Origin of the sequence: Cobetia sp. 1AS1, from assembly GCF_029846435.1 — a bacterium.
GTDB classification, from domain to species: domain Bacteria; phylum Pseudomonadota; class Gammaproteobacteria; order Pseudomonadales; family Halomonadaceae; genus Cobetia; species Cobetia amphilecti.
Window position 1 is genome coordinate 110,470 of the sequence record NZ_JARWKU010000007.1, and the last position, 24,898, is coordinate 135,367.

General features: G+C 66.2%; 15 protein-coding genes. 5 read left to right on the plus strand and 10 right to left on the minus strand.

Annotated elements, in window-relative coordinates:
- Positions 1-46: 46 nt before the first annotated feature.
- On the minus strand, positions 47-1,072 hold the full coding sequence (locus tag QD280_RS12645) for a succinylglutamate desuccinylase/aspartoacylase family protein (RefSeq protein ID WP_215823831.1): 1,026 nt from the start codon (positions 1,070-1,072) through the stop codon (positions 47-49).
- Positions 1,073-1,305: 233 nt separating this feature from the next.
- Between QD280_RS12645 and QD280_RS12650 the strand changes: the two genes are divergently transcribed.
- The 4 genes from QD280_RS12650 to QD280_RS12665 all read left to right on the plus strand — a co-directional run bounded on the left by QD280_RS12650 (position 1,306) and on the right by QD280_RS12665 (position 3,819).
- Complete coding sequence (locus QD280_RS12650) at positions 1,306-2,076, plus strand: sulfite exporter TauE/SafE family protein (protein WP_234368262.1); 771 nt, start codon at positions 1,306-1,308, stop codon at positions 2,074-2,076.
- 115 nt (positions 2,077-2,191) lie between these two features.
- Positions 2,192-2,533, plus strand: a complete 342-nt coding sequence (locus tag QD280_RS12655) for a DOPA 4,5-dioxygenase family protein (protein ID WP_043333117.1) — start codon at positions 2,192-2,194, stop codon at positions 2,531-2,533.
- A 96-nt stretch (positions 2,534-2,629) separates the two neighbouring features.
- Positions 2,630-3,121, plus strand: a complete 492-nt coding sequence (locus QD280_RS12660; protein ID WP_107335524.1) for a CreA family protein — start codon at positions 2,630-2,632, stop codon at positions 3,119-3,121.
- 206 nt (positions 3,122-3,327) lie between these two features.
- Positions 3,328-3,819 carry a pyridoxamine 5'-phosphate oxidase family protein gene (locus QD280_RS12665; protein WP_054555360.1) on the plus strand — a complete coding sequence of 164 codons (492 nt, stop codon included), beginning with the start codon at positions 3,328-3,330 and terminating at the stop codon, positions 3,817-3,819.
- 179 nt (positions 3,820-3,998) lie between these two features.
- Here the strand turns inward: QD280_RS12665 and adhP are convergent, their stop codons facing one another.
- A complete protein-coding gene (gene adhP / locus QD280_RS12670) occupies positions 3,999-5,027 on the minus strand; it encodes an alcohol dehydrogenase AdhP (RefSeq protein WP_279839492.1) in 1,029 nt (342 codons plus the stop codon).
- Positions 5,028-5,337: 310 nt separating this feature from the next.
- Complete coding sequence (locus QD280_RS12675; protein ID WP_054555359.1) at positions 5,338-6,858, minus strand: aldehyde dehydrogenase family protein; 1,521 nt, start codon at positions 6,856-6,858, stop codon at positions 5,338-5,340.
- Between the two features lie 434 nt (positions 6,859-7,292).
- Here QD280_RS12675 and QD280_RS12680 point away from each other — a divergent pair, with 434 nt between their 5' ends.
- Positions 7,293-8,090 carry a response regulator transcription factor gene (locus tag QD280_RS12680; protein ID WP_279839493.1) on the plus strand — a complete coding sequence of 266 codons (798 nt, stop codon included), beginning with the start codon at positions 7,293-7,295 and terminating at the stop codon, positions 8,088-8,090.
- A gap of 89 nt (positions 8,091-8,179) precedes the next feature.
- Here the strand turns inward: QD280_RS12680 and QD280_RS12685 are convergent, their stop codons facing one another.
- The 7 genes from QD280_RS12685 to QD280_RS12715 all read right to left on the minus strand — a co-directional run bounded on the left by QD280_RS12685 (position 8,180) and on the right by QD280_RS12715 (position 24,568).
- The gene (locus QD280_RS12685) at positions 8,180-9,496 is read right to left on the minus strand and encodes an Nramp family divalent metal transporter (RefSeq protein ID WP_279839495.1); all 1,317 of its coding nucleotides are present in this window, start codon (positions 9,494-9,496) and stop codon (positions 8,180-8,182) included.
- Between the two features lie 262 nt (positions 9,497-9,758).
- Positions 9,759-11,297 (minus strand): hybrid sensor histidine kinase/response regulator, encoded by a 1,539-nt coding sequence (locus tag QD280_RS12690; protein ID WP_279839497.1) that lies wholly within the window; start codon positions 11,295-11,297, stop codon positions 9,759-9,761.
- The gene (gene nosP / locus QD280_RS12695; RefSeq protein WP_279839557.1) at positions 11,287-12,477 is read right to left on the minus strand and encodes a nitric oxide-sensing protein NosP; all 1,191 of its coding nucleotides are present in this window, start codon (positions 12,475-12,477) and stop codon (positions 11,287-11,289) included. The genes QD280_RS12690 and nosP overlap by 11 nt, the downstream gene beginning before the upstream one ends.
- Before the next feature lie 112 nt (positions 12,478-12,589).
- Complete coding sequence (gene recD / locus QD280_RS12700; RefSeq protein ID WP_279839498.1) at positions 12,590-14,734, minus strand: exodeoxyribonuclease V subunit alpha; 2,145 nt, start codon at positions 14,732-14,734, stop codon at positions 12,590-12,592.
- On the minus strand, positions 14,727-18,941 hold the full coding sequence (recB, locus tag QD280_RS12705) for an exodeoxyribonuclease V subunit beta (RefSeq protein WP_279839499.1): 4,215 nt from the start codon (positions 18,939-18,941) through the stop codon (positions 14,727-14,729). The genes recD and recB overlap by 8 nt, the downstream gene beginning before the upstream one ends.
- Positions 18,938-23,026 carry an exodeoxyribonuclease V subunit gamma gene (locus tag QD280_RS12710; protein WP_279839500.1) on the minus strand — a complete coding sequence of 1,363 codons (4,089 nt, stop codon included), beginning with the start codon at positions 23,024-23,026 and terminating at the stop codon, positions 18,938-18,940. The genes recB and QD280_RS12710 overlap by 4 nt, the downstream gene beginning before the upstream one ends.
- Positions 23,027-23,230: 204 nt before the next feature.
- Positions 23,231-24,568 (minus strand): MFS transporter, encoded by a 1,338-nt coding sequence (locus QD280_RS12715; RefSeq protein ID WP_107335530.1) that lies wholly within the window; start codon positions 24,566-24,568, stop codon positions 23,231-23,233.
- Between the last annotated feature and the right edge of the window lie 330 nt (positions 24,569-24,898).

Sequence of the window (24,898 nt, forward strand, 5' to 3'; positions counted from 1 at the left end):
TGCGTTATCACTGCCAGCAACAGGGCCGTAAAGGAGCATGATGCGCCTAGATGGAGTCCGGCTCGAACAGCTGCTGGAAGTTGTCGACGGCGCTCTCGGCATCGTCGATCGCATGGAAGCGCGCCACGTGATAGAGCGCCTCGCCCTCGTTGGCCAGCGGCAGATTGGCCATGCCGATGATGATGCCATCCGCGGGTGACAGCACCTCGCTTTCGCTGTTGCCGAAGGGGTCGGCGACGATGCCCAGCACCTGATGCTTCTCGACGCGGTCCCCCAGGCCCACGCGGCTCTGGACGATGCCATCGATGGAGGCACGCGCCCAGCTGGAGCCGTTGGACATCTCCACCGCGCGCGAGCTGGGCTTGCGGTCGCGGTCCTTGGCCAGCATGCCGATGGAGCGCATCACGCGCTTCACGCCGCTGACCCCCGGGCGAATCGCCCACTCATCGAAGCGCAGCGCCTCGCCGGCCTCATAGGTGATGACCGGTACGCCGCGCTCGCTGGCATAGGCACGCAGACTGCCCTCGCGCAGCTCGGCATTCAGCAGCACCGGCGCGCCGAAGGCGTCCGCCATCTGACGCGTGGCATCACTGCCGGTCATGGTGGCGCGGATCTGCGGCAGGTTGGTGCGATGAATCGCGCCGGTGTGCAGGTCGATGATATGGGTGGCCTGATCGGCGATCTGCTCACGGAACAGCGCCGCCACCCGCGAGCCCAGCGAGCCGCTCTCGCTGCCCGGGAAGCAGCGGTTGAGGTCACGGCGGTCCGGCAGGTAGCGCGTGTGCTGCACGAAACCGAACACGTTGACGATGGGCACCGCGATCAGGGTGCCGCGCAGCCGCGAAAGGCTGGAACTCTTGAGCAGCCGCCGCACGATCTCGACGCCGTTGATCTCGTCACCGTGGATGGCACCGCACACCAGCAGCACCGGGCCGGGCTGGCGGCCATGCACCACCTCGACGGGGATGTGCAGCGGCGCATGGGTGTAGAGCTTGGCGACAGGCACATCGACCTGGGCCCGCGTTCCCGGCGCGATGCGGGTACCGCTGATTTCAAATGGAGCGCGTGACATCGCCACCTCAGAGATTGTTCGACCAACGAGCGGCAGGCACTGCGACATGCCCGCCAGATCAGGCTACTCGCCCAGTGTCTCGAAAGAAAACACTGTGCGACATGCGCCTTTTAGCGCATTGGTGCGCCAAGGGAAAGACTTCATTGCAGCGTGTCGGGATGAAGCGCGGGCAGAATTGTTCAACAATGGGCCTTCACGACTCACCTTGCCCGCCCTCTCGACATGAGATGCCCGTGACCGATTCTCTCGACGCCCTGCTGACACTGCCCGATTACTCTGCGCTGGCCTGGAGCGCGATCATCTTCTCGACCTACCTGACCGGCATCTCCAAGGGCGGCTTCGCCGGTGGCTTCGGCTCGCTCTCGGTGCCGCTGATGGCGCTGGCCATCGGGCCACTGGAAGCCGCCGGCATCCTGCTGCCGCTGTTGCTGGTGATGGACTTCCTGAGCTCCCGCGCCTGGTGGGGCAAGCAGCTGTGGTCGGAGGTGCGCATCATCCTGCCCAGCGCCGCCATCGGCATCGCGGTGGGCGTGGTGCTGTTCGATGAGCTGGACGAGAACATGATTCGCGGCCTGCTGGGCGTCATTTCGCTGCTGTTCGCCGCCTATATGCTGTTCAAACCGACAGCCAGGAAACCGCTGCCCCGCTGGCTGGCCATTCCTGCCGGGGCCACCGCCGGTTTCACCAGTTTCTTCGCCCACGCCGGCGCCCCGCCCTACAACCTGTACATGATTCCGCGCCAGCACCCCAAGGAGACCTTCATCGCCACCACGGTGATCATCTTCGCTGGCATGAACCTGATGAAACTGGGCCCCTACGTGGCGCTGGGCGAGATCAACCTCACCAGCCTCTCCACCTCACTGCTGCTGGTGCCGGTGGCCTGGGCGGGCGTCAGAAGCGGCCTATGGCTGCAATCCCGTGTCAACGAGAAGCTGTTCTTCCGCCTGATCATCATCGCGATGGCGCTGGTGGGTGTGCAGCTGATCTACAAGGCCTGGGGCTGAGAACCGCAAGGCTCATCACGCCCTGGCGACCACTGCCGCCAGCCATTGAAAACTCCCGCCACGGCCCTTGAGACCGAGCGCTGGAAGACCCCTTGAGAACGATCGAGACAACGCCATGACACACCACATCAGCTACTACCATGCCCATCTCTACTACACCGATGAGCAGAGCCTGGCCGCCGCTCGCGAACTGGCGGCCCAGGCCGAGCAGCGCTTCACGCTGCGCGTCGGGCGCTTCCACCAGCAGCCGGTCGGCCCGCACCCGCTGTGGAGCTGTCAGCTGTCCTTCCTGCCTGAGGAATTCGGGCGCATCATCCCGTGGCTGGCACTCAACCGCGGCTCGCTGGACATCTTCGTGCACGCCGGCACCGGCGATGACCTCTTCGATCACACCCAGGGCGTGATGTGGCTGGGCAACTCGCATACGCTGAATCTCGCTGCCTTCGCCAGCGAGTGAGGCCGCGGCAAGCATTGAGGCCAGGGCTATGGTTGACGCCCACCGCGGGTCTGACACGCTATCATCGCCTGACACCACTGACTCAAGGATGCCCCCATGACGCGACTGCGCCGCCTTTCCCCTCGTGCTGCCCTGCTGGGTGTGATGGCCTCAGGCCTGCTGCTGGCCGGCTGTGATGACAACGAGGTCGGGGATGTCTCGCTGGGCCTGTTCACCACCAAGGACATCAAGATCGAGAGCCTGATCGACCCCAAGGTGCCGGGCGTGACCTGTCACCTGAGCAACATCGAGGCGGACCTCGACTTCTCCGATCCCTCCGACATGAGCATCGCCTGCCGCCAGACCGGCCCGATCACGGCGGAGATGATCGCCGACATCGATACCTCCAAGAGTGGCGAGGAGGTCTATCGCAAGTCCAAGAGCGTGCTGCTCAAAAGCCTCAAGATTCGTCGCATTCTGGATCGCGACTCCCAGAGCCTGCTCTATATCGCCTACAGCACCAAGGAAACCAGCGGCAGCTTCAAGCATGCGCTGAGCAGCGTGCCGCTGTGGGGCAGCGACGCTTGGCAGGCCCCGGCAGCGCAGTGAGTCGCCTCGGCGCCTGAATAAAGCCCCGATCGATCAAGCGCTGACTCATAAAGCCCTGCTTCATACAGTTTTGACTCATCAAGCCATGGCTCATCAAGCGAAAGCTCCACCATCATCCCTTGAAGTTGGGGGATGTCGCTCCAAGGTCTTGTGCAACGGCTAGCCAGCCGGATTTTCATTCGCATGACGCAAAGGAGTGACACACGATGTCGAGCCCGGAGCACAAGCAGAAGATCTGGAAGCTGATCAAGGATGTGAAGGTCGGCATGTTGGTGACGCAAGGCGATGGCATGCCCCACGCCCGCCCGATGCATCTGGTGCAGGATGACTACGACGGCACCCTGTGGTTCTTCACCCGCGCCAGCGCCGAGAAGGTGTTTGAGGCCAAGAAGGACAGCGAGGTCTGCCTGAGCTTTTCCGATCAGGATGATGGCGTCTACGTGTCGCTGAGCGGTCATGCCAATCTGCACCGCGATCAGGGCCTGATCGACAAGTTCTGGAATCCGTTCGTGGCCGCCTGGTTCCCGGAAGGCAAGGATGACCCCGACGTCACCCTGCTGGAGATCTCGGTGCAATCTGGTGAGCACTGGAAGGCCAAGGAGAGCAAGGCCTATCAGCTCTACGAGGTGGCGCGCGCCAACCTCGACAAGGACCACACCCCGGACATGGGCGAGAACGAGAAATTCGGCACGGTGTAAGCGAGCCCCCTGAACGCTTCGCATCCTTCGAACTCACCGCTGCCCCCTCGTGACGCTTCACGCACACGGCCATGCCAGACACGACAACGCCAGCCCTCGGGCTGGCGTTGTCGTGTCTGGCAGCCTGCCGTTTCCAGCAGGCCTGTCATCGGTGGTGAGGATTCAGACCAGCGAACGCCTCAGGCCTTCATGTCGAGCACGATGCGCCCCTCGATCTTGCCGTCGATCATGCGTCCGAAGATGTCGTTGATGTCCTCGAGCTTGCCGGTCTGCACGGTGGCGGCGACCTTGCCTTCCGCGGCGAAGTCCAGCGCCTCCTGCAGGTCCTGGCGCGTGCCGACGATGGAGCCACGCACCGTGATGCCATTGAGCACGGTGGAGAAGATCGGCAGCGGGAAGTCGCCCGGCGGCAGGCCGTTGAGCACCAGGGTGCCGCCACGGCGCAGCATGTTCTGGGCCTGATCGAAGGCCTTGGGCGATACCGCCGTCACCAGCGCGCCATGCGCGCCGCCGATCTCGCGCTTGATGACGCTCGCCGGGTCTTCCTTCATGGCATTGACGGTCACGGTCGCGCCCAGACGGCGGGCCAGTTCCAGCTTGGCATCATCCACATCCACCGCCGCCACGTTCAGGCCCATGGCACGCGCATACTGCACCGCCATGTGCCCCAGCCCGCCGATGCCCGAGATCACCACCCACTGACCGGGGCGGGTGTCAGTCATCTTGAGCCCCTTGTAGACCGTGACCCCGGCGCACAGCACCGGCGCGATCTCCACGAAGCCCACGCTGTCCGGCAGGCGGCCGACGTAGCCTGCGTCCGCCAGCGTGAACTGGGCAAAGCCGCCATTCACCGAATAGCCGGTATTCTGCTGGCTCTCGCACAGCGTCTCCCAGCCGCCCAGGCAATGCTCGCAGTGACCACAGGCCGAGTAGAGCCAGGGCACCCCGACACGGTCGCCTTCCTTGACGTGGGTGACGCCCTCGCCCACCGCGGCGATGGTACCGACGCCCTCATGGCCGGGAATGAACGGTGGATTGGGTTTCACCGGCCAGTCGCCATGCGCGGCGTGCAGGTCGGTATGACAGACCCCGGAGGCGGCGACCTCGACCAGAATCTCGCCACGCCCCGGTCGCGGTACCGCGACCTCCTCGATCACCAGCGGTGCACCGAATTCACATACCACGGCGGCTTTCATGCTGCTATCCATGACGTACTCCTCATCCATTGAAGACTGACGAACATTCAAGAAAGACGAACCAGCAGAGTTGCGGCGGAGAGTGTGGGCTTGCTGCATGCGCCAGCGCCCATGCCAGCGTTTTTTCCAGCGCCCAGGCCAGCGCCCATGCCTGCGCTCAGACCAGTGCAAAGCTTGCCTCTCCATTGAAACCAGACGCAGCGCTCCCTGCCCTGCGCCAGATCAAGCAATCGGATCTGGCGCGGGCATCGATGTCATTTCTCAAGCAAGAATCGCGGGAGGCATGCAGCACCACCCAAGGCGGTGGCGCTGCCAGCCAGGCCTAGAAGAAGCCGAGCGGATTGATGTCGTAGCTGACCAGCAGGTTCTTGGTCTGCTGGTAGTGCTCCAGTGCCATCTTGTGGGTCTCGCGACCGACACCGGATTTCTTGTAGCCACCGAAGGCGGCATGGGCGGGATACTGGTGGTAGCAGTTGGTCCACACGCGACCGGCCTGGATGCCACGACCCATGCGGAAGGCGACGTTCATGTCGCGGCTCCAGACACCGGCACCGAGACCGAATTCGGTGTCATTGGCGATGGCCAGCGCCTCGGCCTCGTCACGGAAGGTGGTGACGGCCACCACCGGCCCGAAGATCTCCTCCTGGAAGACACGCATCGAGTTGTTGCCCTTGAGCAGGGTCGGCTGGATGTAATAGCCGTTGGCCAGCTCGTTCTCCAGCTGCTCGCTGCTGCCGCCGGTGAGCACCTCGGCGCCTTCCTCGCGGGCGACATCCATGTAGGACATGATCTTGTCGAACTGCTCGCGGGAGGCCTGGGCGCCGACCTGCACGTCGGTGTCCAGCGGGTTGCCGCGCTTGATGGTCTTCACTCGCTCCATCACCCGGGCCATGAAGTCGTCGTAGATGCTTTCCTGGATCAGGGCGCGTGACGGGCAGGTGCACACCTCGCCCTGATTGAAGAACGCCAGCACCAGGCCTTCGGCGGCCTTGTCGATGAACTCGGGTTCGGCATTCATGATGTCGGCGAAGTAGATGTTGGGCGACTTGCCGCCCAGCTCCACCGTGGAGGGGATGATGCTGTCGGCGGCACACTTGAGAATGTGCGAGCCCACGGGAGTGGAGCCGGTGAAGGCGATCTTGGCGATGCGCTTGCTGGTGGCCAGCGCCTGGCCGGCCTCGGCCCCGTAGCCGTTGACGATGTTGAGCACGCCCGCCGGCAGCAGGTCGCCGACCAGCTCCGCGAGCACCAGAATCGAGGCCGGGGTCTGTTCCGCCGGCTTGAGCACCACGCAGTTGCCGGCCGCCAGCGCCGGGCCGAGCTTCCAGGCCGCCATCAAAATCGGGAAGTTCCACGGGATGATCTGCCCGACCACGCCCAGCGGCTCATGGAAGTGGTAGGAGACGGTATTGGCGTCGATGTCCGCCGCGGTGCCTTCCTGGGAGCGCAGGCAACCGGCGAAGTAACGGAAGTGGTCCGCCGCCAGCGGAATATCGGCGTTGAGCGTCTCGCGCACCGCCTTGCCATTGTCCCAGGTCTCGGCGACGGCCAGCATCTCGAGGTTCTGCTCGATGCGATCCGCGATCTTGAGCAGGATGTTGGAGCGCTCCTGCACCGAGGTCTTGCCCCAGGCAGCGGCTGCCTTGTGGGCGGCGTCCAGCGCGAGGTCGATGTCCTCCGCACTCGAACGCGGGATACGGCAGAAGGCCTCGCCCGTCACCGGGCTGACATTGTCGAAGTACTCACCCTTCACCGGCTCGACGAAGCGACCGCCGATATAGTTGCCGTAGATATCCTTGAACGTGACCAGCGCATCGGCGCTGCCCGGGGAGGCGTAGATCATGGCGAACTCCTGTTGGCCGGATTCACGAGTGGCGCTCGTGATCGACGGCCTGTTGTTGTCGTTGCTGCACAGTCGTTGTCGTTACTGAAAAGTCGTTGTCGTTGCTGAAAAGTCGTTGTCGTTACTGAAAAGTCGTTGTCGTTGCTGAAAAGTCGTTGTCGTGTCAGCGAAACGCCTGGGTTGGCCCTTCTGCAGTGGCGACGTTGGCGCTGACCCGCTGCCCGATCCATCAAGCGGTACTTGATCAGGCGACTCTCACAGTCTTGACCACTGACGCCAATCGCGACATGCCCCCATGGGCGGAGACCGTCTCATCCCTTGGGAGGAGAAAAGGAAGGAGAAACGAACGCCGCCATACCGCGAAGGCCGCAAGGCACGACACCACGCCATGACGTTATGCTCAGGATATCGCCCGCCACCGGCCAGGAGCCTCCATGTACCGTCTGTTGATCGCGGATGACCATCCGCTGTTCCGTGATGCCATCAGTCGTACCCTGAGTCTGAGCGTCGCTGACGCGCCGGCGCCGCCCTACGAGCTGCTGCAGGCCGCCAGTCTCGCCGAGACGCTAAGCCTCATCGACGCCCATGCCGATAGCCTCGACCTGCTGCTGCTGGATCTCGACCTGCCCGACAGCCACGGCCTGGAAGGCCTGGCGCGCTTGCGCCAGGAGGCAGACTGGCTGCCGGTGGCGATACTCTCCGCCCACGAGGCGCGCGAGACGGTGCTGGAGGCGTTGGCACTCGGCGCGGTGGGCTATCTCTCCAAGTCGAGCTCGGCGGAGGTATTGCGCGAGGCGCTTGCGCGCATGCTGGCCGGTGAGGTCTATGTGCCCGCCCGGCTGATGCGCGCCGCCCCGCGTCCGGCGCTGGCGAGCCAGGCGGCTTTCTCATCAGCCTCGGCATCGGCCTCAGCACCAGTGCCAGCCCCTCAACTCGCGCCGAGCCTCAGCGAGGCGGAATTCGCGCAGCGCTGGCAGACCCTCACCACCAAGCAGCGTGGCGTGCTGGAGCGCATGGTGCTGGGCGAATCCAACAAGATGATCGCCTGGCAGCTAGGCGTGGCGGAGACCACCGTCAAGTCGCATGTCTCCGCCATCCTGCACAAGCTGGGGGTCGCCAGCCGGGTACAGGCGATCCTGCTGGCCAGCCACGCCCTGCCTGCCGTGTCTGGCGCGAGTGCGACCCCTGCCGCCCCACAACGCGCAACGCCCCGCCGGGGCGCTCACGAATGAGGCACACAGCGGGGCGTTGCGAGGGCCTGCCACCGGCAGGGCTTTTACCTCTCACAAGGGCATAGGAACTGGGGCATAAAGCATGGAGCCTACATCAGCTCGCCGACCAGCACATAGCCATTGAGCAGGATGATGATCGCCGCGACCAGCACCCCGATGGCCGTCACCCAGTGACGATTGACCAGATCCCCCATCAGGCGGCGATTGGCGGTGAACATCAACAGCGGCACCAGCGCGAAGGGAATCCCGAAGCTGAGTACCACCTGGCTTGCGACCAGCACCTGCTGCTCCGGCAGCTCCATCAGGATGATGGCGATGGCCGGTGCCATGGTGATCACGCGGCGCAGCCACATCGGAATGCGGAAGTTGACGAAGCCCTGCATCACTACCTGACCGGACAGGGTGCCGACGATGGACGAGGACAGCCCCGCCAGCAGCAGCGTGAAGCCGAAGATGAGACTTGCCGCATCCTGACCCATCAGCGGTGACAGCAGCTTGTAGCTCTCGGTGATGGAGGCCACGCCGGTCTCGCCGTTACCGTGGAAGACCTTGGCGGCCAGCACCAGCATCGCCATGTTGATCAGCCCCGCCAGCGCCATGCCGATGCTGACATCCAGCCGGTAGTAGCCCATCACGCGACGGCGCTGACCGCTGTCACGCACTCGGATGCGATTCTGGGACAGCGCGGAATGCAGGTAGATGACGTGGGGCATCACGGTGGCACCGAGGATACCGGCCGCCAGGAAGATGGCATGGCTATCCGGGAAGTTCGGGGTCAGCAGACCGTAGATGATCGGCTCCACCGGCGGACGACTGAGAATGATCTCGAGCAGGAAGCCCGCCGAGACCGCCAGAATCATCGCGCCGATGATCATTTCCATCATGCGGAAGCCGAAACGCTGCATCACCAGCACCGCATAGGTGATGGCGCCGGTCAGCAGCGCCCCTTCCAGCATGCTGAGCCCGAACAGCAGATTGAAGGCCAGCGCCGCCCCCAGGAATTCGGCCAGATCGGTCGCGATGGCGACGATCTCAGCCTGCACCCAGAAGGCCCACACCAACGGACGCGGGAAGCGTTCACGGATGACCTCGGCCAGATTCTTGCCGGTCGCCAGCCCCAGCCGCGCGGACAGGGTCTGGATCAACATCGCCATCAGGTTGGCCCACAGCACCACCCACAGCAGGGTGTAGCCATAGCGGGAGCCGGCCTCGATGTTGGTCGCGAAGTTGCCCGGGTCGATATAGGCGACGGCGGCGATCATCGCCGGGCCGAGGAATGGCAAGGCGCGGCGCAGGCGGCCAGCGAGACGGACAGGGGAAACTGTGTGCGCACCACCGGCAGCAGAGGCGTCGCCTTCGCTACCCAGTGACATGCTTGCGGCATGACGTACGGATTTATCGGACATGACATTCAGCATGGGGGGAAAACCTGCCAGATCAATGACCCGCGAACAGATAATGAAATATGCGGGAGGCTATGTGATCAGCATACACACTGAATACGATTAATTCTCATTAAAAATAAGCGTGGTCCCAGATAGGCTCCTTCAATCTCCCACGTGGCGGACGCCTGTTTGCCACTATCTTTTGCAGCCCCTCCCTAGTCCCCCCTTTCCAGCTTCTCTTTCTCCCCCCTTCCAACATCTCTTCCAGCACTTCTGCGCGCGGCTAGCGACGATTGACCAGCAACTGGCGCAGGCGCAGCGGCTTGACCGGCTTGAGCAGAAACCCGAACCCGAGCGCACGCGCCCTGGCCTTGAGCGGCGCCGAGTGGTCCGCGCTGATCACCACCACCGGCAAGCCCGGCCAGCGTTGCCGCAGGTCTTGCGCCTGCTTGAGGCCATCGGGCTGCCCTTCGCCCAGCTGATGATCGACGATCAAGACCTGCGGCGCGGCCACGGCCTGCTGCAACAGCACCTCGGCATCATCGGCGCAGTAAACGCTCGCGCCCCAGCCCCCGAGCAATGACTGCATGCCGGCACACACCTCCCGATCATCCTCGACCACCCAGATAACGGTATCGAGCAGCGGCTGCGCGAGCGGTGACGCGCAAGGCTGGCCGGGAGAAGTCGCGTCAACCGCTGGCCCCTCCACACTGGCAGGCTGACGAATCGGCACGCGGACCGCGAAGGCGGCGCCGCGCCCCGGCGTGCTGGTCAGCGACAGGGGATGATCCAGCAGGCCGGTGATGCGTTTGACGATCGCCAGCCCCAGCCCGAGGCCGCGCTGCTCGTTGTCCTGGCGCGGCGCCAGACGTCGGAATTCCTGGAAGACCACCTCGCGCTGATGCTCGGCGATGCCGGGGCCGTTGTCGGCCACGGTGATCTCCAGCCAGTCACCGCGACGCCGACACCCCAGCAGCACCCGCCCGCGCGTCGAGCCATCCGGCACATGGCGCAGCGCATTGCTCAGGAAGTTGCGCACCACTCGCGCCAGCAATTGCAGGTCCGACTCGATGCTCAGATGGCTGGCCACGTAATGCAGCTCGAGCCCACGGGCAGCGCCCAGCTGACGATATTCCTCGGCGAGCACATCCAGAAGCTCACGCACCGGGAAGACGGCGACATCCGCCGTCAGCACGCCGGCATCCAGCCGCGAGATATCGACCAGCGTGCCCAGCAGACTCTCGACATCTGCCAGCGAGCGCCCCAGCCGCGCCACCAGCTCGCCGGGCGTGGAGACGCCCTGCGAAGCATCGCCCGGCATGACGTCAGAAATGGCATCGCCCGGCAGGGAAGCATCCAGCGCCAGCCGCGCCAGTTGCTCTTCCAGGGCGCTGGCGAACAGCCGCGCGGCATTCAGGGGTTGCAGCAGGTCATGGCTGATGGCGGCGAGAAAGCGGGTCTTGGAGTGGTTGGCCGCCTCGGCGGCGGCCTTGGCAGCGGTGAGGCGTCGATTGAGCGCCCCCAGCTCATCGAGGGTGCGATGCAGGGCATCGGTGCGCTCGCGCACCTGATCCGCCAGCAGCACCGCATGTTCGAAGGCGGCGTAGGGCGCGCTCGGTGAAGGGCTGCTGGATTCGACCCGCTCGATCAGCGCGGCGTTGATCTTCTCCAGCTGGCGATTGCGCGCCTTGAGGGCGGCGAGTTCGGCGCTCAGGGCGTCCGTCTGAGTCAGAGCGTCCGTCTCGGTCTGGGCATCCGTCTCGGTCAGGGGGGCTGTCCTGGTCAGAAAACCCTGCTCGATCAGCGGCGTATCAGGCGACATCCTGTCCTCCCGTTCCGTCGGCAACCGAGCGGCGCTGGCCGATCACCACGCCGGTGAAGGTCTGGTTGATGTGCATGCCGTGGTGCTGCTCACCGTAGGTATTGAAGCCGATCACCCGGTGACGCCTGAGCATGCGTGAAGCCTCATCCTCCAGTGCCAGCGCCTCGATCTCCATGCGCCGCAGGAAGCAGTCGCAGCCGATGGTCAGCGCGGGCGGTCCCAGACGCGCCTCCACCTCGGCCAGGCGCTGCTCGAGCTGCTCGAGAATCGGCGTGGCCTGCATGGCGGTGAGCACGATGCCGGTCTCCACCGCGCAGTAGAAACTCAGGCTGGCATCGTCATTCACGCGCTGGATGGAGCGCACGTAATGCGCCTCGCCGATGCGCACCGCCAGCGGGCAACGCGCGAAGACCGCCTCCTCCAGCGCCTCGGGCGCGACGCCGGCCAGCCTGGCGTACTCCTCGGCGGCGGGTTCGGCATTCAGCTCCAGCACGCGGCGCGAATCGCGATCCACCGCCGTCACCACCAGCTTGTCGGCCAGCGGCGTGAGGTGATGGGTGCTGATGACCTCGAACGGCAGCCGCGTATTGACCACCACCACGACCGCCGCCTGATCATGGAAGATGCCGTCGGCGTAGACATAGGTGTGCGACAGGCGATTGTCATCCCCGGCGGAGCCACCGAAGGCGGGAATGCTGCCCAGCGCCGCATCCAGCGTCGCCAGCACCTGCTCCTCGCTGCTCGAGAGCCCGTCGAGCAGCGTCAACGCGAAGCTGTTGCCCATCACCGGCGCCACGGCCTGCTCGCGACAGCGCGCCAGCAGCTCGTCACCCAGCGCCTGGGCACGCGGAAGATCGAAACCGCTCAGATCATCGATCAGCACCTGCGCCAGCGCGAAGTCACTGCGCGCAAGGCCGATGGCGGTGATGGAGCCGCGCGCATAGCCCGCGGGTGTGATCTCGCCGGCGGTGGTGCAGCCGCTCACCGGCACCTCGCCGAAGGTGGCGGCCAGCGCCTGGCCCAGTGCCGCCAGCGGATAATCCGCCGAGCAGAAGAACAGCACCCCGCCGAGACGTTCACGACTCCCCAGCGCCAGATCAAGCGTTCGGGCCAGCTCGGCCACCGCCGCCTGCGGGTCCTTGAGCTGGCTGGCCGCCGTGGCCAGCGCCACGGCATGCATCTCGCTCTGTGGCTGCGCCCATTCCCTCACGCGACTGCTGACGTCCGTCATGTCCCCTCCTCCCGTCGAGCGCGGCGGAGCCGGAGATGACGATCATCCGTCGGTGTCCGGCCTAGAGCACCAGCCCGCTGGCTCTCACCACGCGTCGTTCAATGGCGCCTTCCAGCGTCTCGCGGCGGGTTCCCGCCAGCGTGACCCGCGACTTGGCCCGCGTGATGCCGGTGTAGACCAGCTCGCGGGTCAGAATCGGGTTGGCGCCCTCAGGCAACACGAATAACACATGGCGGAACTCGGAACCCTGCGACTTGTGGACCGTCATCGCGAAGACGGTCTCCACCGCCTCGAGGCGTGACGGCAATACCGCGCGTACGCCACGGTGGAAGCGCTGGATGTCGGTGTCCTGCCCATCACGCTCGGTGTCTGGCGTCGCCTCCTCCTCGACCGGGAAGAACACGCGCAGGCGCCCGCCGGCGGCGGGGTCCGGCAGGGTGATGCCGACATCACCGTTGTAGAGCCCCAGCGCGCGGTCGTTGCGCGTCACCATCACCGGGCGACCGGCGTACCAGCCGCGCTCGTCCGCGATCAGGCCGCGCCGCATCAGCACCCGCGCCACGCGCTGGTTGAGGCCATCGACGCCATAGGGGCCACGGCGCAACGCGCACAGCAGCTGGAACTCGAGCAGCAGGTCGATCACCTCACGCGCCGGACGCCGCTCACGCACGGCCTCCAGCGCCGGGCGGTAGCCGTTGACTACCAGCTTCTCGAGATCGCGGTCCTCCGGGCCACTGAGCTTGAGCCAGGCGATGTCGCGATAACCGGCCTTCCAGACATCGCGCAGCGCCTGACGATCCCCGGCGTTGCTGGCGCGTGCCAGGGCGCCGATGCCACTGTCGGCAGAGAAGCGATAGCTCTTCTGCAGCACCACCACGTGATCGGCGAGTCGGCCGCGTGTCGCTGATGTTTCCTCCAAGTCCTGGCCATCAGGCGCGGCGATGGCCAGTTCCAGCGTTTCGCCGGTCAGGCGGCTCAAGTCGGCACACAATGCCGGTGAATAGCGCGGCGGCAACGCATGCTCGCAGAGATCGCCCAGCACGGCGCCGGCTTCCACCGAGGCCAGCTGGTCCTTGTCGCCGAGCAGAATAAGACGGGCGTGGGCGGGCAGTGCGCCGAGCAGTGCGGCCATCAGGTCGAGATCGACCATCGAGGCCTCATCCACCACCAGCAGGTCCAGCGCCAGCGGGTTGCCGGCGTGATGGCGAAAGTGACGCGAATCCGGGCGAGCACCCAGCAGGCGGTGCACGGTGCTTGCCTCGCGCGGGATGGCGGCGCGTACCGCGTCTGGCACCTCGAGCTTCGCCACCGCCCCTCGGATCGACTCCGACAGTCGCGCCGCCGCCTTGCCGGTCGGGGCGACCAGGCGGATATCCAGCGCCCGCCGCTCGTGCGGATGGCCTGTCTCAGCGCTCTCCACCTCGCCCTCTGCACCGTCAGCGCCACCCGCCAGCGCCTGAGCCTGCAACAACGCCAACAGGCGCGTGACGGTGGTGGTCTTGCCGGTGCCGGGGCCGCCGGAGATCACCGTCAGGCGCTGACGCAACGCCAGGGCGCAGGCCAGCTTCTGCCAGTCCGGCTCGCCGTGCGGGTCCGGCTGATTGCTGGCGAACAGCTCGCGCAGACGCTCGCCCAGCGCATCGCTGACCCGTGTCTCGCCCTCCTCGCTCGGCCCCATCCGTGCACGCAGCCCCGCCGCGACTTCACGCTCGGCCTGCCAGTAACGGCGCAGATAGAGGCGCTCGCCCACCAGCACCAGCGGGCGCAGCGGCAGATGGCCTGCCGGGGAGTCGGCCTGCGCCAGTACGCTGACCAGCCGCGATGCCGCCAATTGCTCGGCCCAGCGCCCGGCATCGAGATCCGCCAGGAAGGCCTCCGGCAGGGCTACGCTGACCTCGGCCAGATGCGCCTCGGACTGCTCCAGCGGCGGCAGCGACAGGGTCGCACGTGGCTCGGCCAGCGCCCGCGACAGCGACAGGCACACATGCCCGCGCCCCAGCTGGTGGCTGGCCAGCGCGGCCGCCAGCAATACGCTGGCCGGGGCCTCCGGCACATGGCGCGCCATGAAACGCACCAGATGGGCGTCTACGCGCCGCAGCCAGCCCAGCTCCACCCACAGGCCGAGCGTGGCGAGCAGGGTATCGGCAGTCGGGGCGTCAGGGGCAGCGCTGAGCTGCTGCGTTGGCACAGACATGGTGTCAGACATCGAAGGCCCCCTGCTGGCCGCTTTGGGTGAGTGGCGAGGTGTCGGTGGTGTTGAGGAGCAGGCTGTCCAATGCGGAGCTGTCGCCACCCAGCCAGAGATCCAGCGCCTCGATCAGCGCCTGTGATGGCCTGCGCTGGAAGACGCCGGGCGTCGCCATTCCGGGCGTCTCCCCTTCGGCGTCCACCGCAAGCGCGGGCGAGTCACCGCCGGCATCCAGGCCGCGCAGGAAGACATACAGCACCCCGCCCATGCAGCGCTCGTAATCGTAGTCGTCGCCGAGGCGCGCCTTGAGCAGACGATGCAGCGCGAGGGTATAGAGCACGTATTGCAGGTCGTAGCGGTGCTCGACCATCGCGCGGGCCAGTGACTCGCCAAGATAATCCTCGGGGCGCTCGCCCAGATAGTTGGATTTCCAGTCCAGCACGTACCAGCGGCCGCCGGACTGGAAGGTCAGATCGATGAAGCCCTTGAGCATGCCGTGCATGCGGCGTGGCGCGAGCCTGGGCCGCGAGCGCGGCAACGGTTCCAGCGCGGTGACCACGGCATCCAGCGGCAGACTGCGTGCGTGCACGGCCGGCAGCCAGAATTCCAGCTCCGGCAGCCAGGCCTCCAGCCGGTTGAGCAGGATAGGCTCGCCCTCGAAGCCCTGCAGCGGGCGGGTCAGCGCCTGCTCCAGCCAGTCGGTGAGGCGCGGCTGCCAACTGGCATCGAAGCCACCGAAATGCAGCCGCGAGCCCACCAGCCGCTCAAGCTCGCCGCGATAGTCATCCGTGCCGAGACGATCAAGATCGACCGCTTCCAGCAGACCATGCAGGAAGGTCCCCGGGCGCGGTCCGCGCGGGAAATCATGCAGATGGATCTCGCCCACCGTCATCGGCAGGCCACCGGCCAGCAGCGGGCCGGACTGCCCCGCCACCTCGCGGTCCGGGCGCGTCAGGCCCTGCTCGCCCTCTTCCAGCGCGATCTCGGTGGCGCCCTCGGGCACGCGGTCATCCGCGGCGTCAGCGGTGTCTTCCAGCGCCGCCGTCACCTGACGGGCATCGGTGAGCAAGGCGGTGTAGGAGGCGATCCACCAGTCATCCTCGATACCGCCCGCGAAGTGGCGCGCGCCATGGAAGTGCTGATCGCGCTCCGCCGGGGGCTGATACTCATGGCCCGCTGGTGCGGGCAGGCCGGAAACGCGCGCCAGCGGGCTAGACTGCTGATCACACCAGCCATGCAACGCGGCCTCGATGGCGCTGGCCTCGATATCCGGAGTGTCACTCAGGCCGAGCAGGTAGCCGACGGCGGTGGACGGCAGACTGAGCTGCTTGCTGAAACCGCCCTTGCCGATGGGCGCCAGCCCCAGCCAGCAGGCGAACTTGGGACGCGTCAGCGCCACGTAGAGCAGACGTACATCTTCCATCAGCCGTGCATGGTCGGCCGCCGCGATGGCCTCCCTGGAGGGCTTCTTGACCAAGATGCTGTCATCGAGAGCGTCATCCTCCTGATCGACTCTGTGAGCAGGCACTTCCTCGTTATCGTCTTCCTCGTCAGCGCCTTCCTCTTCAGCCGTGGCCAGCCAGCGCTGCTTGAGGGTCAGCAGGCCGAAATTTTTGTCCGGCTCGGCCGCGCGGAAGCTGGCCATGAACGGCAGCAGCACGATGGGATACTCAAGCCCCTTGGACTTGTGGATGGTGACGACACGCACCAGCCCCTCATCACTTTCCAGTCGCTGACTGAGGCTGTCGCTGTCCAGCGCTTCATGACCGGATTCCAGCGCCTGATGCCACCAGCGCAGCAACGCCTGCTCGCCATCGAGGCGCTGGGCGGCATTCTGGGCCAGCTCGCCAAGGTGCAGCACATCCGTCAGGGCGCGCTCGCCCCCAGCGCGCGCCGCCAACCGCTCACCGACCCGGAAGTCACGCATCACGCCACGCAGCATCGGCAGCACGCCACGCCGCTGCCAGTCGCGGTGATAGCCATCGAAACGCTCGACCTCACGCTCCCAGGCCAGCTCATCCACCGCGAGGCGTTCGACCAGCGAGAGATCCTCGGCCAGCAGCCGCGTCGCCAGCGCCGCGCGCAGACGGCGGTCATCACGCGGATGGGCTACGGCCTCGAACAGCTGCAGCAGCTCGAAGGCCTCCGGCGTGTCGAATACCGAGCTCTTCTCGCTCAGATAGACGCTGCGAATGCCGCCTTCGGCCAGCGCGCCCCGCACAGCCGCGGCCTCGCGCCCATTGCGCACCAGCACGGCGATATCGCTGGCGGCCACGCCACGTGGCGTCGCATCCCCTTCGTCCATGAACACCAGCCCCGGCTCGCCCGCCGCCAGACGCTGCTGTCCTTCCAGCAAGGCCTGGATCTGGGCGCGGCAGGCACCACTCATGGCGCGGCGGTGGTCATCGGCGCTCAGACGCTCACCGCTGGCCCACCACAGATTCAGCGCGCAGGCGGCCTCTTCGCGGCCATCCGGATGACGCAGCACCAGCCGGGTGCGCGTGCCCTGGGCCTCGACTGGCTGGAAGGGGATGTCCTCACTGCCGAAGGGCGCCTGATGCTGGGCGAACAGGGCATTCACCGCGGACACCATCGCGGCGCTGGAGCGGAAGTTGCGCGGCAGGGTGAAGCGCGAGCTGGTGACCTTGCGCGCCGCCAGATAGGTGTCGATATCGGCGCCACGGAAGGCATAGATGGCCTGCTTGGGGTCACCGATCATCAACAGCGTGCTGGGCGCCTCGCCAGCATCGTTGCCGACATCACTGCTGAAGGCATCGTCGCCGGTCGGGCCATCGCCCGCCGTCTGCGGATAGATGCGCCGGAAGATGCGGTACTGGACCGGATCGGTGTCCTGGAATTCGTCGATCATCGCCACCGGCAGCTCCTGACGGATCTGGCGCGCCAGACGCTGGCTGGCCTCGCCATTGAGCGACGGGTCCAATGCGTGATCGAGATCATTGAGCAGGTCCGAGAATTCCCACAGCCCGAGGCGGCGCTTCTCGCAGATCAGGGCGCGGGCGACGCTGTCACGCGCGTGCACGGCGACCTGATCCAGCAGCACAGCGTCCGGGGCGGGCACCTCGGCCAGCATGTCCAGCGCCGCGAAGAAGGGATGGCGCGGCGTCTGGCAGTTCTTCTTGGTGCCCTTCTCGAGCTTGGCCTGACTCAGCCAGCACAGCTTCTTGCTGTCGAGCATGTCGGCGGCGAAGTCGTGCTCGCCGCTGGCCAGCCAGGCAGCCGTCGCCGCCAGGCGAGGCTCGAGCTCGGCCTCCTTGTAGCTGTTGCCGTTGAGGGCCTTGCTGGCGAAGGCCTCACCCATCACCGCGCGGATGGCCGGCTCATCGAAGCTTTCCTCGACGGCGCGCCGGGCGGCCTCCTGCTGCTGACGCCACTGTTCGGCATTGCCGAGCAGCTCGCTCAGGTCATGCGGGGCCTCAAGACATTCGCCGTCGCGGTACAGCGGGCGTGGCGTGCCATCCCGCAGCAGGCCGCGCAGCTCCTCTCCCAATGCGTCGGGGCCGCCCCAGCGCCCACGGATCAAGGCCTGCCACTCACGGGCCAGCGGATAGAACTCGCAGCGCCAGTAATCCTCGACGCAGCGCGCCAGCAGCGACTGGCCGTCCTGCAACAGCTCGGCGCCGAAGCGCCCGCCAGCATCGAAGGCATGTCGGCTGAGCATGCGCTGGCAGAAGCCGTGGATGGTGAAGATGGCGGCGTCATCCATCAGGCGCGCGGCCTGATCGAGGCGCCGTGCCGCGGCAGCCTTGAGGCGAGATGCGTCCTCGGCAGGTGATGATGTCAGCAGCGGCGCGAGCAACTCGGCCAGCACCGGATCAGGACTGGCACGCTCCAGCAGCGCCTCACGCGCCTGCTTGAGGCGCGCTCGAATGCGGTCTCTAAGCTCGGCGGTGGCGGCTTCGGTGAAGGTCACCACCAGTATCTCCGGCGGCGTCAGCGGGCGCGGATAGCAGACGCCCGCGTCCTGGCCGGGCAAGGGCCCGAGCACCAGCCGCACATAGAGCGCGGCGAGGGTGAAGGTCTTGCCGGTGCCGGCACTCGCCTCGATCAGATGCTGACCGAGCAGCGGCAGCGTCGGAATATCGAGGGCCTGGCCCTGCTGGCTCTGATCCATCTCGTCACACATTGCCGCTTCCTTGTCCTGAGCGATGCCACTCCTCACGCCACTCTCCACACCGCGCATGTCTTCCACTCCGGTATCGCTCATGACGTCGCCTTCCCGGTGGCAAGCTCCACCGCGCGTTCGCCGAGAATGCCCTGACGCACACCGATCATGCTCTCGATCAGTGGCTGATAGAGCTGCACGCTGTTGAGCACGCCGCCGGCCTGTGCAAAGACCTCGAACTCCGGCCACAGCTCGCCCAGCGCGCCTTCCTGACGCCTGAGCGCCTGGGGGCCCTTGAAGATGTCTTCGCTGAAGCGGGTTTCCATGGCGCGCGTCAGGCTGTCAGCAAGCCAGGGCTTGTGAATGGCGGCCAGCGCCGTCTCAAGGTTTGCGCTGCCGTCAGCGGTCTGCGCCTTGAGCGCGCCGAACAGGGCATTGCGATCCTCCTCGGCCACCACCTCCCAGAGGGTGGTCGCCAGTTCCAGCGCGGCCGCCAGCGGCGCCTGCCAGCCCTGGGCATAGGCCTTGACGAGATGGCGCAGCGCGGCCTCGGCCTGCTCGATGCGCAGCGCGGGGAACAGCAGCCAGCGGTCCTCGAACACCGCAAGCCACTGATAGCCTTCACGGCTTGCGCCCTGATCGCCTGCCGCTTCCCCGAGGCCGGGGCGCGCGTTGGCCATCAGCCAGTCGAGGTAGCCGGCCAGCAGACGATGCGGCTTGCCGAGCTTCTTGTAGCGCCCTTCCTTGCCGGGCTTGAGGGTGCCGAAGTGGGTCGCCTCCAGCGTGGCCAGCAGGCGGCTTTCGCCCTCGGCGTCATCGCGCAGCTGCTGACGGCTGATCAAGCGCGTGGTGAGGGTCACGTGCAGCATCTCGCCGCCCTCATCCTGCATGATAAGTGGTACGTCGAGGGTGCGCGGCGGTAGCGAGATGGCATCGCTGAGCTGGTCACGCCAACTGGCCAACTGCTGATCGAGACGCTTGAGGCGCGGTTCGATCAAGGCATCGGCAAAGCCCAGCGCCGGCAGCCGCCCGGCCCGGCGCAGACGTTCGGCGGCCAGCGGCAGTGACTGCCCGGCAAGCGCGGCGTCCAGCAGCTCGCGGGTCAGGGTGAAGTTCTCCAGCCCGTCGGGGGCGAAGGGTTCGTTGTCTTCATCCGGCACCTCGGCATCGCGGAAGCGCACGCCGACGCGGTCCAGCCCCAGCTGCCAGGGGCGGCGCAGGAAGCGCGCCAGCGAATCGGCGCCGAGGCGCAGATGGGACTCCGGCGCCTGCTCCACCAGCTGCTTCAAGGCAGTCGCAGCCGCCGCTTTCACCTGACTGGCATTGCTTGGGTTTTCCTGAAGTGTTTCAGTCACTTGAGCCTGCCCCGCCGCGCGATACAGGCTCGACCAGCTGGCGTCATAGCTGAACAGATCGATGACCGCCGCCTGGGAGGCATGGAAATAGCGCCGCGAGAACGGCTGCAGCGGGTGTTCGGTGATCAGGCGCTCTCGCAGCGCCGCCTCGCGCGAACGCTTGGCGGAGTGCGGCTGCTCGGGCTCCCAGCCCAGCTCGATGTAATCGAGCAGTTCACCGACCAGCACCGAGGGCGGCCGCTCGCCGTTGTCGCGCTGGTCACGCCCGACCCACGAGATCGACAGGCGATCCCGTGCCGCCAGCAGCGCCTCCAGGAACAGGTAGCGATCATCGTCGCGGCGTGAACGGTCGCCCGCCTGCGGGCGGCTGGCCATCAGATCGAAATCCTGCGGCATGCGAACCCGCGGGTAGTCGCCATCGTTCATGCCCAGCAGGTGCACTTCGCGGAAGGGAATCGCACGCATCGGCATCAGGGTGGCGAAGTTGACGCGCCCGGCGAGGAAGCGCTGGGCGAGACCGCCGCTGTCCAGCTCGCCACGCAGCGCCTCGCGCACCACCTTGAGCGACAGGCAGCCCTCGAAACCGGCCTGCTGCCAGCCCTTGTCGAGGCGTGAGAGCGCCGCCTGCAGACGCGCCAGAATGTCGAATTCCTCGGCGCTGTCCGGGCTGAGGCTCTCCTCCCACAGCCGCTGCAGCGTGGTGGCCCAATCCGCTGGCGTGCGCGAGGTATCCAGCCAGCGCCGCCAGCGATCCAGGCTCTCGATCAGCTCGCCGACCTTGCCTGCCAGCTCGGCCTCGAGACCGGCCACTTCATCGAAGGGCACCACACCGTCGAAGCTCAGGCCGTTCATGTCGACAAGGCCGTCCATCAGATCATCCATCTGGCCATCCATCAGGTCGGCGCTCTGCTCATCGCCAACTTCCCCCTGCGCGGGGCGGCCGGCCGCCGGGGAGCCGGCCTCCGGGGAGCCGGCCGCCGGGGCGCCGGTGGCGTAGCCCAGCAGCATGCGCTCGAGGCCGAAGCGCCAGCTGTTCTCGTCGAGGGGCATGAAGCCGAGCTGCTCACGGTGCTCGCCGGAAAGTCCCCAGCGCACGCCGCTGTCGGCCAGCCAGCGCCGCAGACGCTCGAGCTCGCCCTCCTCGATGGCGAAACGACGCCGGAAGGCGGCGACATCCAGCGCATCCAGCACCTCGCTGACGCCGAGGCGACGCTCCGGCAGCTCCAGCAGCATCAGCACCAGCCCGAGCAGCGGGTTGGCCTGACTGGCCACGCGGTCGGCGATGGTGAAGGGAATATGACGCGGATTGCCCGGCGGCAGCTGACCGAACACCGCCTCGATATAGGGGGCATATCGGTCGATGTCGGGCACCATCACCAGGATGTCGCGCGGCCGCAGCGGCTCGCCCTCGCCGCGTTTCTCGGCCTCATGGGCCCGCTCGAAGGCCGCCAGCAGGCGGTCGTGGAGGATCTCGACCTCACGCAGCGCCGAGTGGGCGCTGACCAGACTGATGGAGTCGTCATCGGCCGCGAGCTCCCGCGGACTGCCCTCGGCCAGCGCACGCTCGCCGGGGTGGACCAGCTCGAGTATCTCGTCCTGGATCTGCTGCAGCAGCGGCGCCTGCTCGGGTGGCGTGTCCTCGCTGATGCGCGGCACGAAGACGTCCAGCTCGAGATCGAAGCCACTGTCGCGCCCCGACAGCGCACTCTCGAATTCATACAGGCTGACGATGAAGTCACGCCCCTGTGCGCCAAGCCCTGCCAGCAGCGGGTTGGCCTTGAGGTGCAACTCCTCTTCAGCCAGCCCGATCAGCGCCGGTGCCTCGGGGTGACGAGCACGCTGTTGCACGAGGCGCTCGCTGTCCATGCGCTGGCTGTCTGCTCGCGAACTGCGCCGCACGGCTTCACGGTCGGAGACGATATCGCCCCAGTAATGGCGGCAGGGATTGGTGATCATCAGGTAGATGTCCATCACCCCGGACAGCGCATGCAGCGCATCCAGCGTCTGGCCCGGCAACGCCGAGATACCGAACACGAACAGGCGTGGCGGCAGCGGATGACGGCGTGTCGAAGGCAGCGTTTCCAGCGCGCGCGCCGCCGCGACGAAGCGACCATGCAGGGCGGCGCGGTGATGCTGGCGGCTGCTGGAGGGCGCATCGGCCAGTACCGCGCGCCACAGTGCCGGCTGCCACTGCTGGCTGTCCGGCAGGTTGTCGGGCAGCAGATTGGCCGGCAGCTCGCTTGCGGCCCGCTGACGCGCGAAGGCATCCCGGAAGTTGTCGTCTTCAAGCCCGCTCTCCCAACTGCGTACCCACTCGGGGCGATAGTTGAGGTACTGATCGAACAGGTCCGCCAGCTGGCAGGCCAGCTGCCACTGCTGACGTTCGGCCTCGGGGCCTTCGGGCAGCGCTGGCAATGCGTCCTCACCGGCCGCCTCGATCAACTGGCCACGCTCGTCGCGACACAGATAATCCCTGAGCGGCGCATAGCATTCGGCCTGGGATTCATCGGCCAGCAGCCCCGGCAGCAGGCGCAGCAGACGCCAGGCAAGCGGGCCCTTGTCGAAGGGCGACAGCTCCGGAATCTCGTCGCCCAGCACGCCGCCCAATACCCCACGATAGGCGCGCCACACGAAGCTTGAGGGCAGTGGAAAATCCACCGAGGCGGCGATGCCATCAGCCTCGGCCAATGACAATCTCAGCCACTGGGCCATGCCGTTGGACTGGACGAGGAAGGTTTCCGGCACCAGCGGAGGCTGAGGCGCGGCCTTGATCACCTTGAGGGCCAGATCGCGCAGGTCCTCGAGGTGATTGGCGTGAAGAACGGTAAACATGCGGGCATCCTGCTGGGAGTGACAACCCGGCCATCGTGGCCGTGGCAAGCCGCTGCGCGGAAGAGACAATGAATGGCTCTATCCTAGCGTCGCCGTGGCGCCGGCCCAAACGAAAAACGCGCATCACCCAGAGGGTGATGCGCGTTTTCAGGCAGAGGCAGGCCACAAGGGCCTGCCTCTCATCTGCGATGCCAGATACGCTGATCAGACGATACGCATCAGTTCGCGACCGCGCGGGCTGATCGCCAGCCACAGGCCGAGAACCACGCCCATCAGCGACAGCGCCGCCACGTACCAGGTGGGCGACAGCGGCGAGACGGTCATCATCAGCGAGACCAGAATCGGCGTGAAGCCACCGAAGATGGCGTAGGCGACATTGTAGGAGAACGACAGGCCAGTGAAGCGCACCGCCGGCGGGAAGCCGCGGATCGCGATGCTCGGCACCGCGCCGACGATGCCGACGCTGAAGCCGGTCAGGCAGTAGAGCGGCACCAGCAGGCTGGGGTCTGAGTGCATGGTGGCGAGGAAGACCCAGTAGGTGATGCCCAGCAAGGCGCTCCACAGCACCAGGGTGACGCCGGCGCCGATGCGATCGACCATGTAACCGGAGACGATGCAGCCGACGCACACCGCCACGATCGCCAGACTGTTGGCGGAGAAGGCCGCGGCGCGGCTCAGGCCCTCGAGGCCTGCGATCAGGCTCGGCGTCATCAGGATCACGACCACGATGGCAGCGGTCAGAATCCAGGTGACCGCCATCGCCACGGCAATCGCCGGACGCTGTTCCCGCAGGATCATCTTCAAGGGCAGCTCGGCGGCCAGCGCCTTCTTCTGCTGCATCTCGGCGAATACCGGCGTCTCGTGCAACCAGCGACGCAGATAGACCGAGAACAGCCCGAACACGCCACCGATGATGAACGGAATCCGCCAGGCGAAATCACTGACCTCTTGCGGGGTGTAGACACTGTTGATGGCGCTGGCCATCAGCGAGCCGAGCAGGATGCCACCCACCAGCCCCATCGAGAGCGTGCCGCAGGCCAGACCATTGTGACGCGGTGCGACGTGCTCGCTGACGAACACCCAGGCACCCGGCACCTCACCGCCGACTGCCGCGCCCTGGAACAGACGCAGGATGATCAGCAGCAGCGGCGCCCACATGCCGATGACGGCATAGGTCGGCAGCATGCCCATCAGCAGGGTCGGCAGCGACATCATGAAGATGGACAGCGTGAACATCTTCTTGCGGCCGAGCGTATCGCCGAAGTGGGCCATGATGATGCCACCCAGCGGGCGCGCCAGATAACCGGCGGCGAAGATGCCGAAGGTCTGCACCTGACGCAGCCACTCGGGAATGTCGGGCGGGAAGAACAGCTGGCCGACGACGGTGGCGAAGAACACGAAGATGACGAAGTCATAGAACTCGAGGGCGCCGCCGAGAGCGGACAGACCGAGTACCTTGATGTCACCACGCTTGAGCGAATTTTCGTTGGGCAAATCGTGAGCAGCGGGGGCGGAGCCCGCTGCGGGGACGGAATCGTTCATGGATCTCTGTTTAGCGGGGGCTGGTGTCCAGCGATGGTCAAGGGTGATTCACGCGTCGCACATCTTGTCTTGGAGGCTTTCAGTCGGGGAGACATCATCAATCACGGAGCGGAAGTCGTGCTGATGATGACTGAAAGCACCGGGGTTGCCCCGGAGGCGTGGCGATCATGCGGAATCCTGCCAGCGTACGACGCATCACTGTATTGCAAAAAACACAATACAGATCGATGCAATCATGCGTCTCATGTATCGCGTCCAGAGTAGCAAAGGCGACCTTGGCTGGGTAGCGTTCGCTCACTGTTTGGCAGGGGTCTTGCGGGAAATCACGCC

What these genes read in the sequence shown, in the direction of transcription:
- QD280_RS12645 (WP_215823831.1), bottom strand. Translation starts at nt 1,072, where the DNA reads ATGTCACGCGCTCCATTTGAAATCAGCGGTACCCGCATCGCGCCGGGA.
- QD280_RS12655 (WP_043333117.1), top strand. Translation starts at nt 2,192, where the DNA reads ATGACACACCACATCAGCTACTACCATGCCCATCTCTACTACACCGAT.
- QD280_RS12660 (WP_107335524.1), top strand. Translation starts at nt 2,630, where the DNA reads ATGACGCGACTGCGCCGCCTTTCCCCTCGTGCTGCCCTGCTGGGTGTG.
- QD280_RS12665 (WP_054555360.1), top strand. Translation starts at nt 3,328, where the DNA reads ATGTCGAGCCCGGAGCACAAGCAGAAGATCTGGAAGCTGATCAAGGAT.
- adhP (WP_279839492.1), bottom strand. Translation starts at nt 5,027, where the DNA reads ATGGATAGCAGCATGAAAGCCGCCGTGGTATGTGAATTCGGTGCACCG.
- QD280_RS12675 (WP_054555359.1), bottom strand. Translation starts at nt 6,858, where the DNA reads ATGATCTACGCCTCCCCGGGCAGCGCCGATGCGCTGGTCACGTTCAAG.
- QD280_RS12680 (WP_279839493.1), top strand. Translation starts at nt 7,293, where the DNA reads ATGTACCGTCTGTTGATCGCGGATGACCATCCGCTGTTCCGTGATGCC.
- QD280_RS12685 (WP_279839495.1), bottom strand. Translation starts at nt 9,496, where the DNA reads ATGTCCGATAAATCCGTACGTCATGCCGCAAGCATGTCACTGGGTAGC.
- QD280_RS12690 (WP_279839497.1), bottom strand. Translation starts at nt 11,297, where the DNA reads ATGTCGCCTGATACGCCGCTGATCGAGCAGGGTTTTCTGACCAGGACA.
- nosP (WP_279839557.1), bottom strand. Translation starts at nt 12,477, where the DNA reads ATGCATGCCGTGGCGCTGGCCACGGCGGCCAGCCAGCTCAAGGACCCG.
- recD (WP_279839498.1), bottom strand. Translation starts at nt 14,734, where the DNA reads ATGTCTGACACCATGTCTGTGCCAACGCAGCAGCTCAGCGCTGCCCCT.
- recB (WP_279839499.1), bottom strand. Translation starts at nt 18,941, where the DNA reads ATGAGCGATACCGGAGTGGAAGACATGCGCGGTGTGGAGAGTGGCGTG.
- QD280_RS12710 (WP_279839500.1), bottom strand. Translation starts at nt 23,026, where the DNA reads ATGTTTACCGTTCTTCACGCCAATCACCTCGAGGACCTGCGCGATCTG.
- QD280_RS12715 (WP_107335530.1), bottom strand. Translation starts at nt 24,568, where the DNA reads ATGAACGATTCCGTCCCCGCAGCGGGCTCCGCCCCCGCTGCTCACGAT.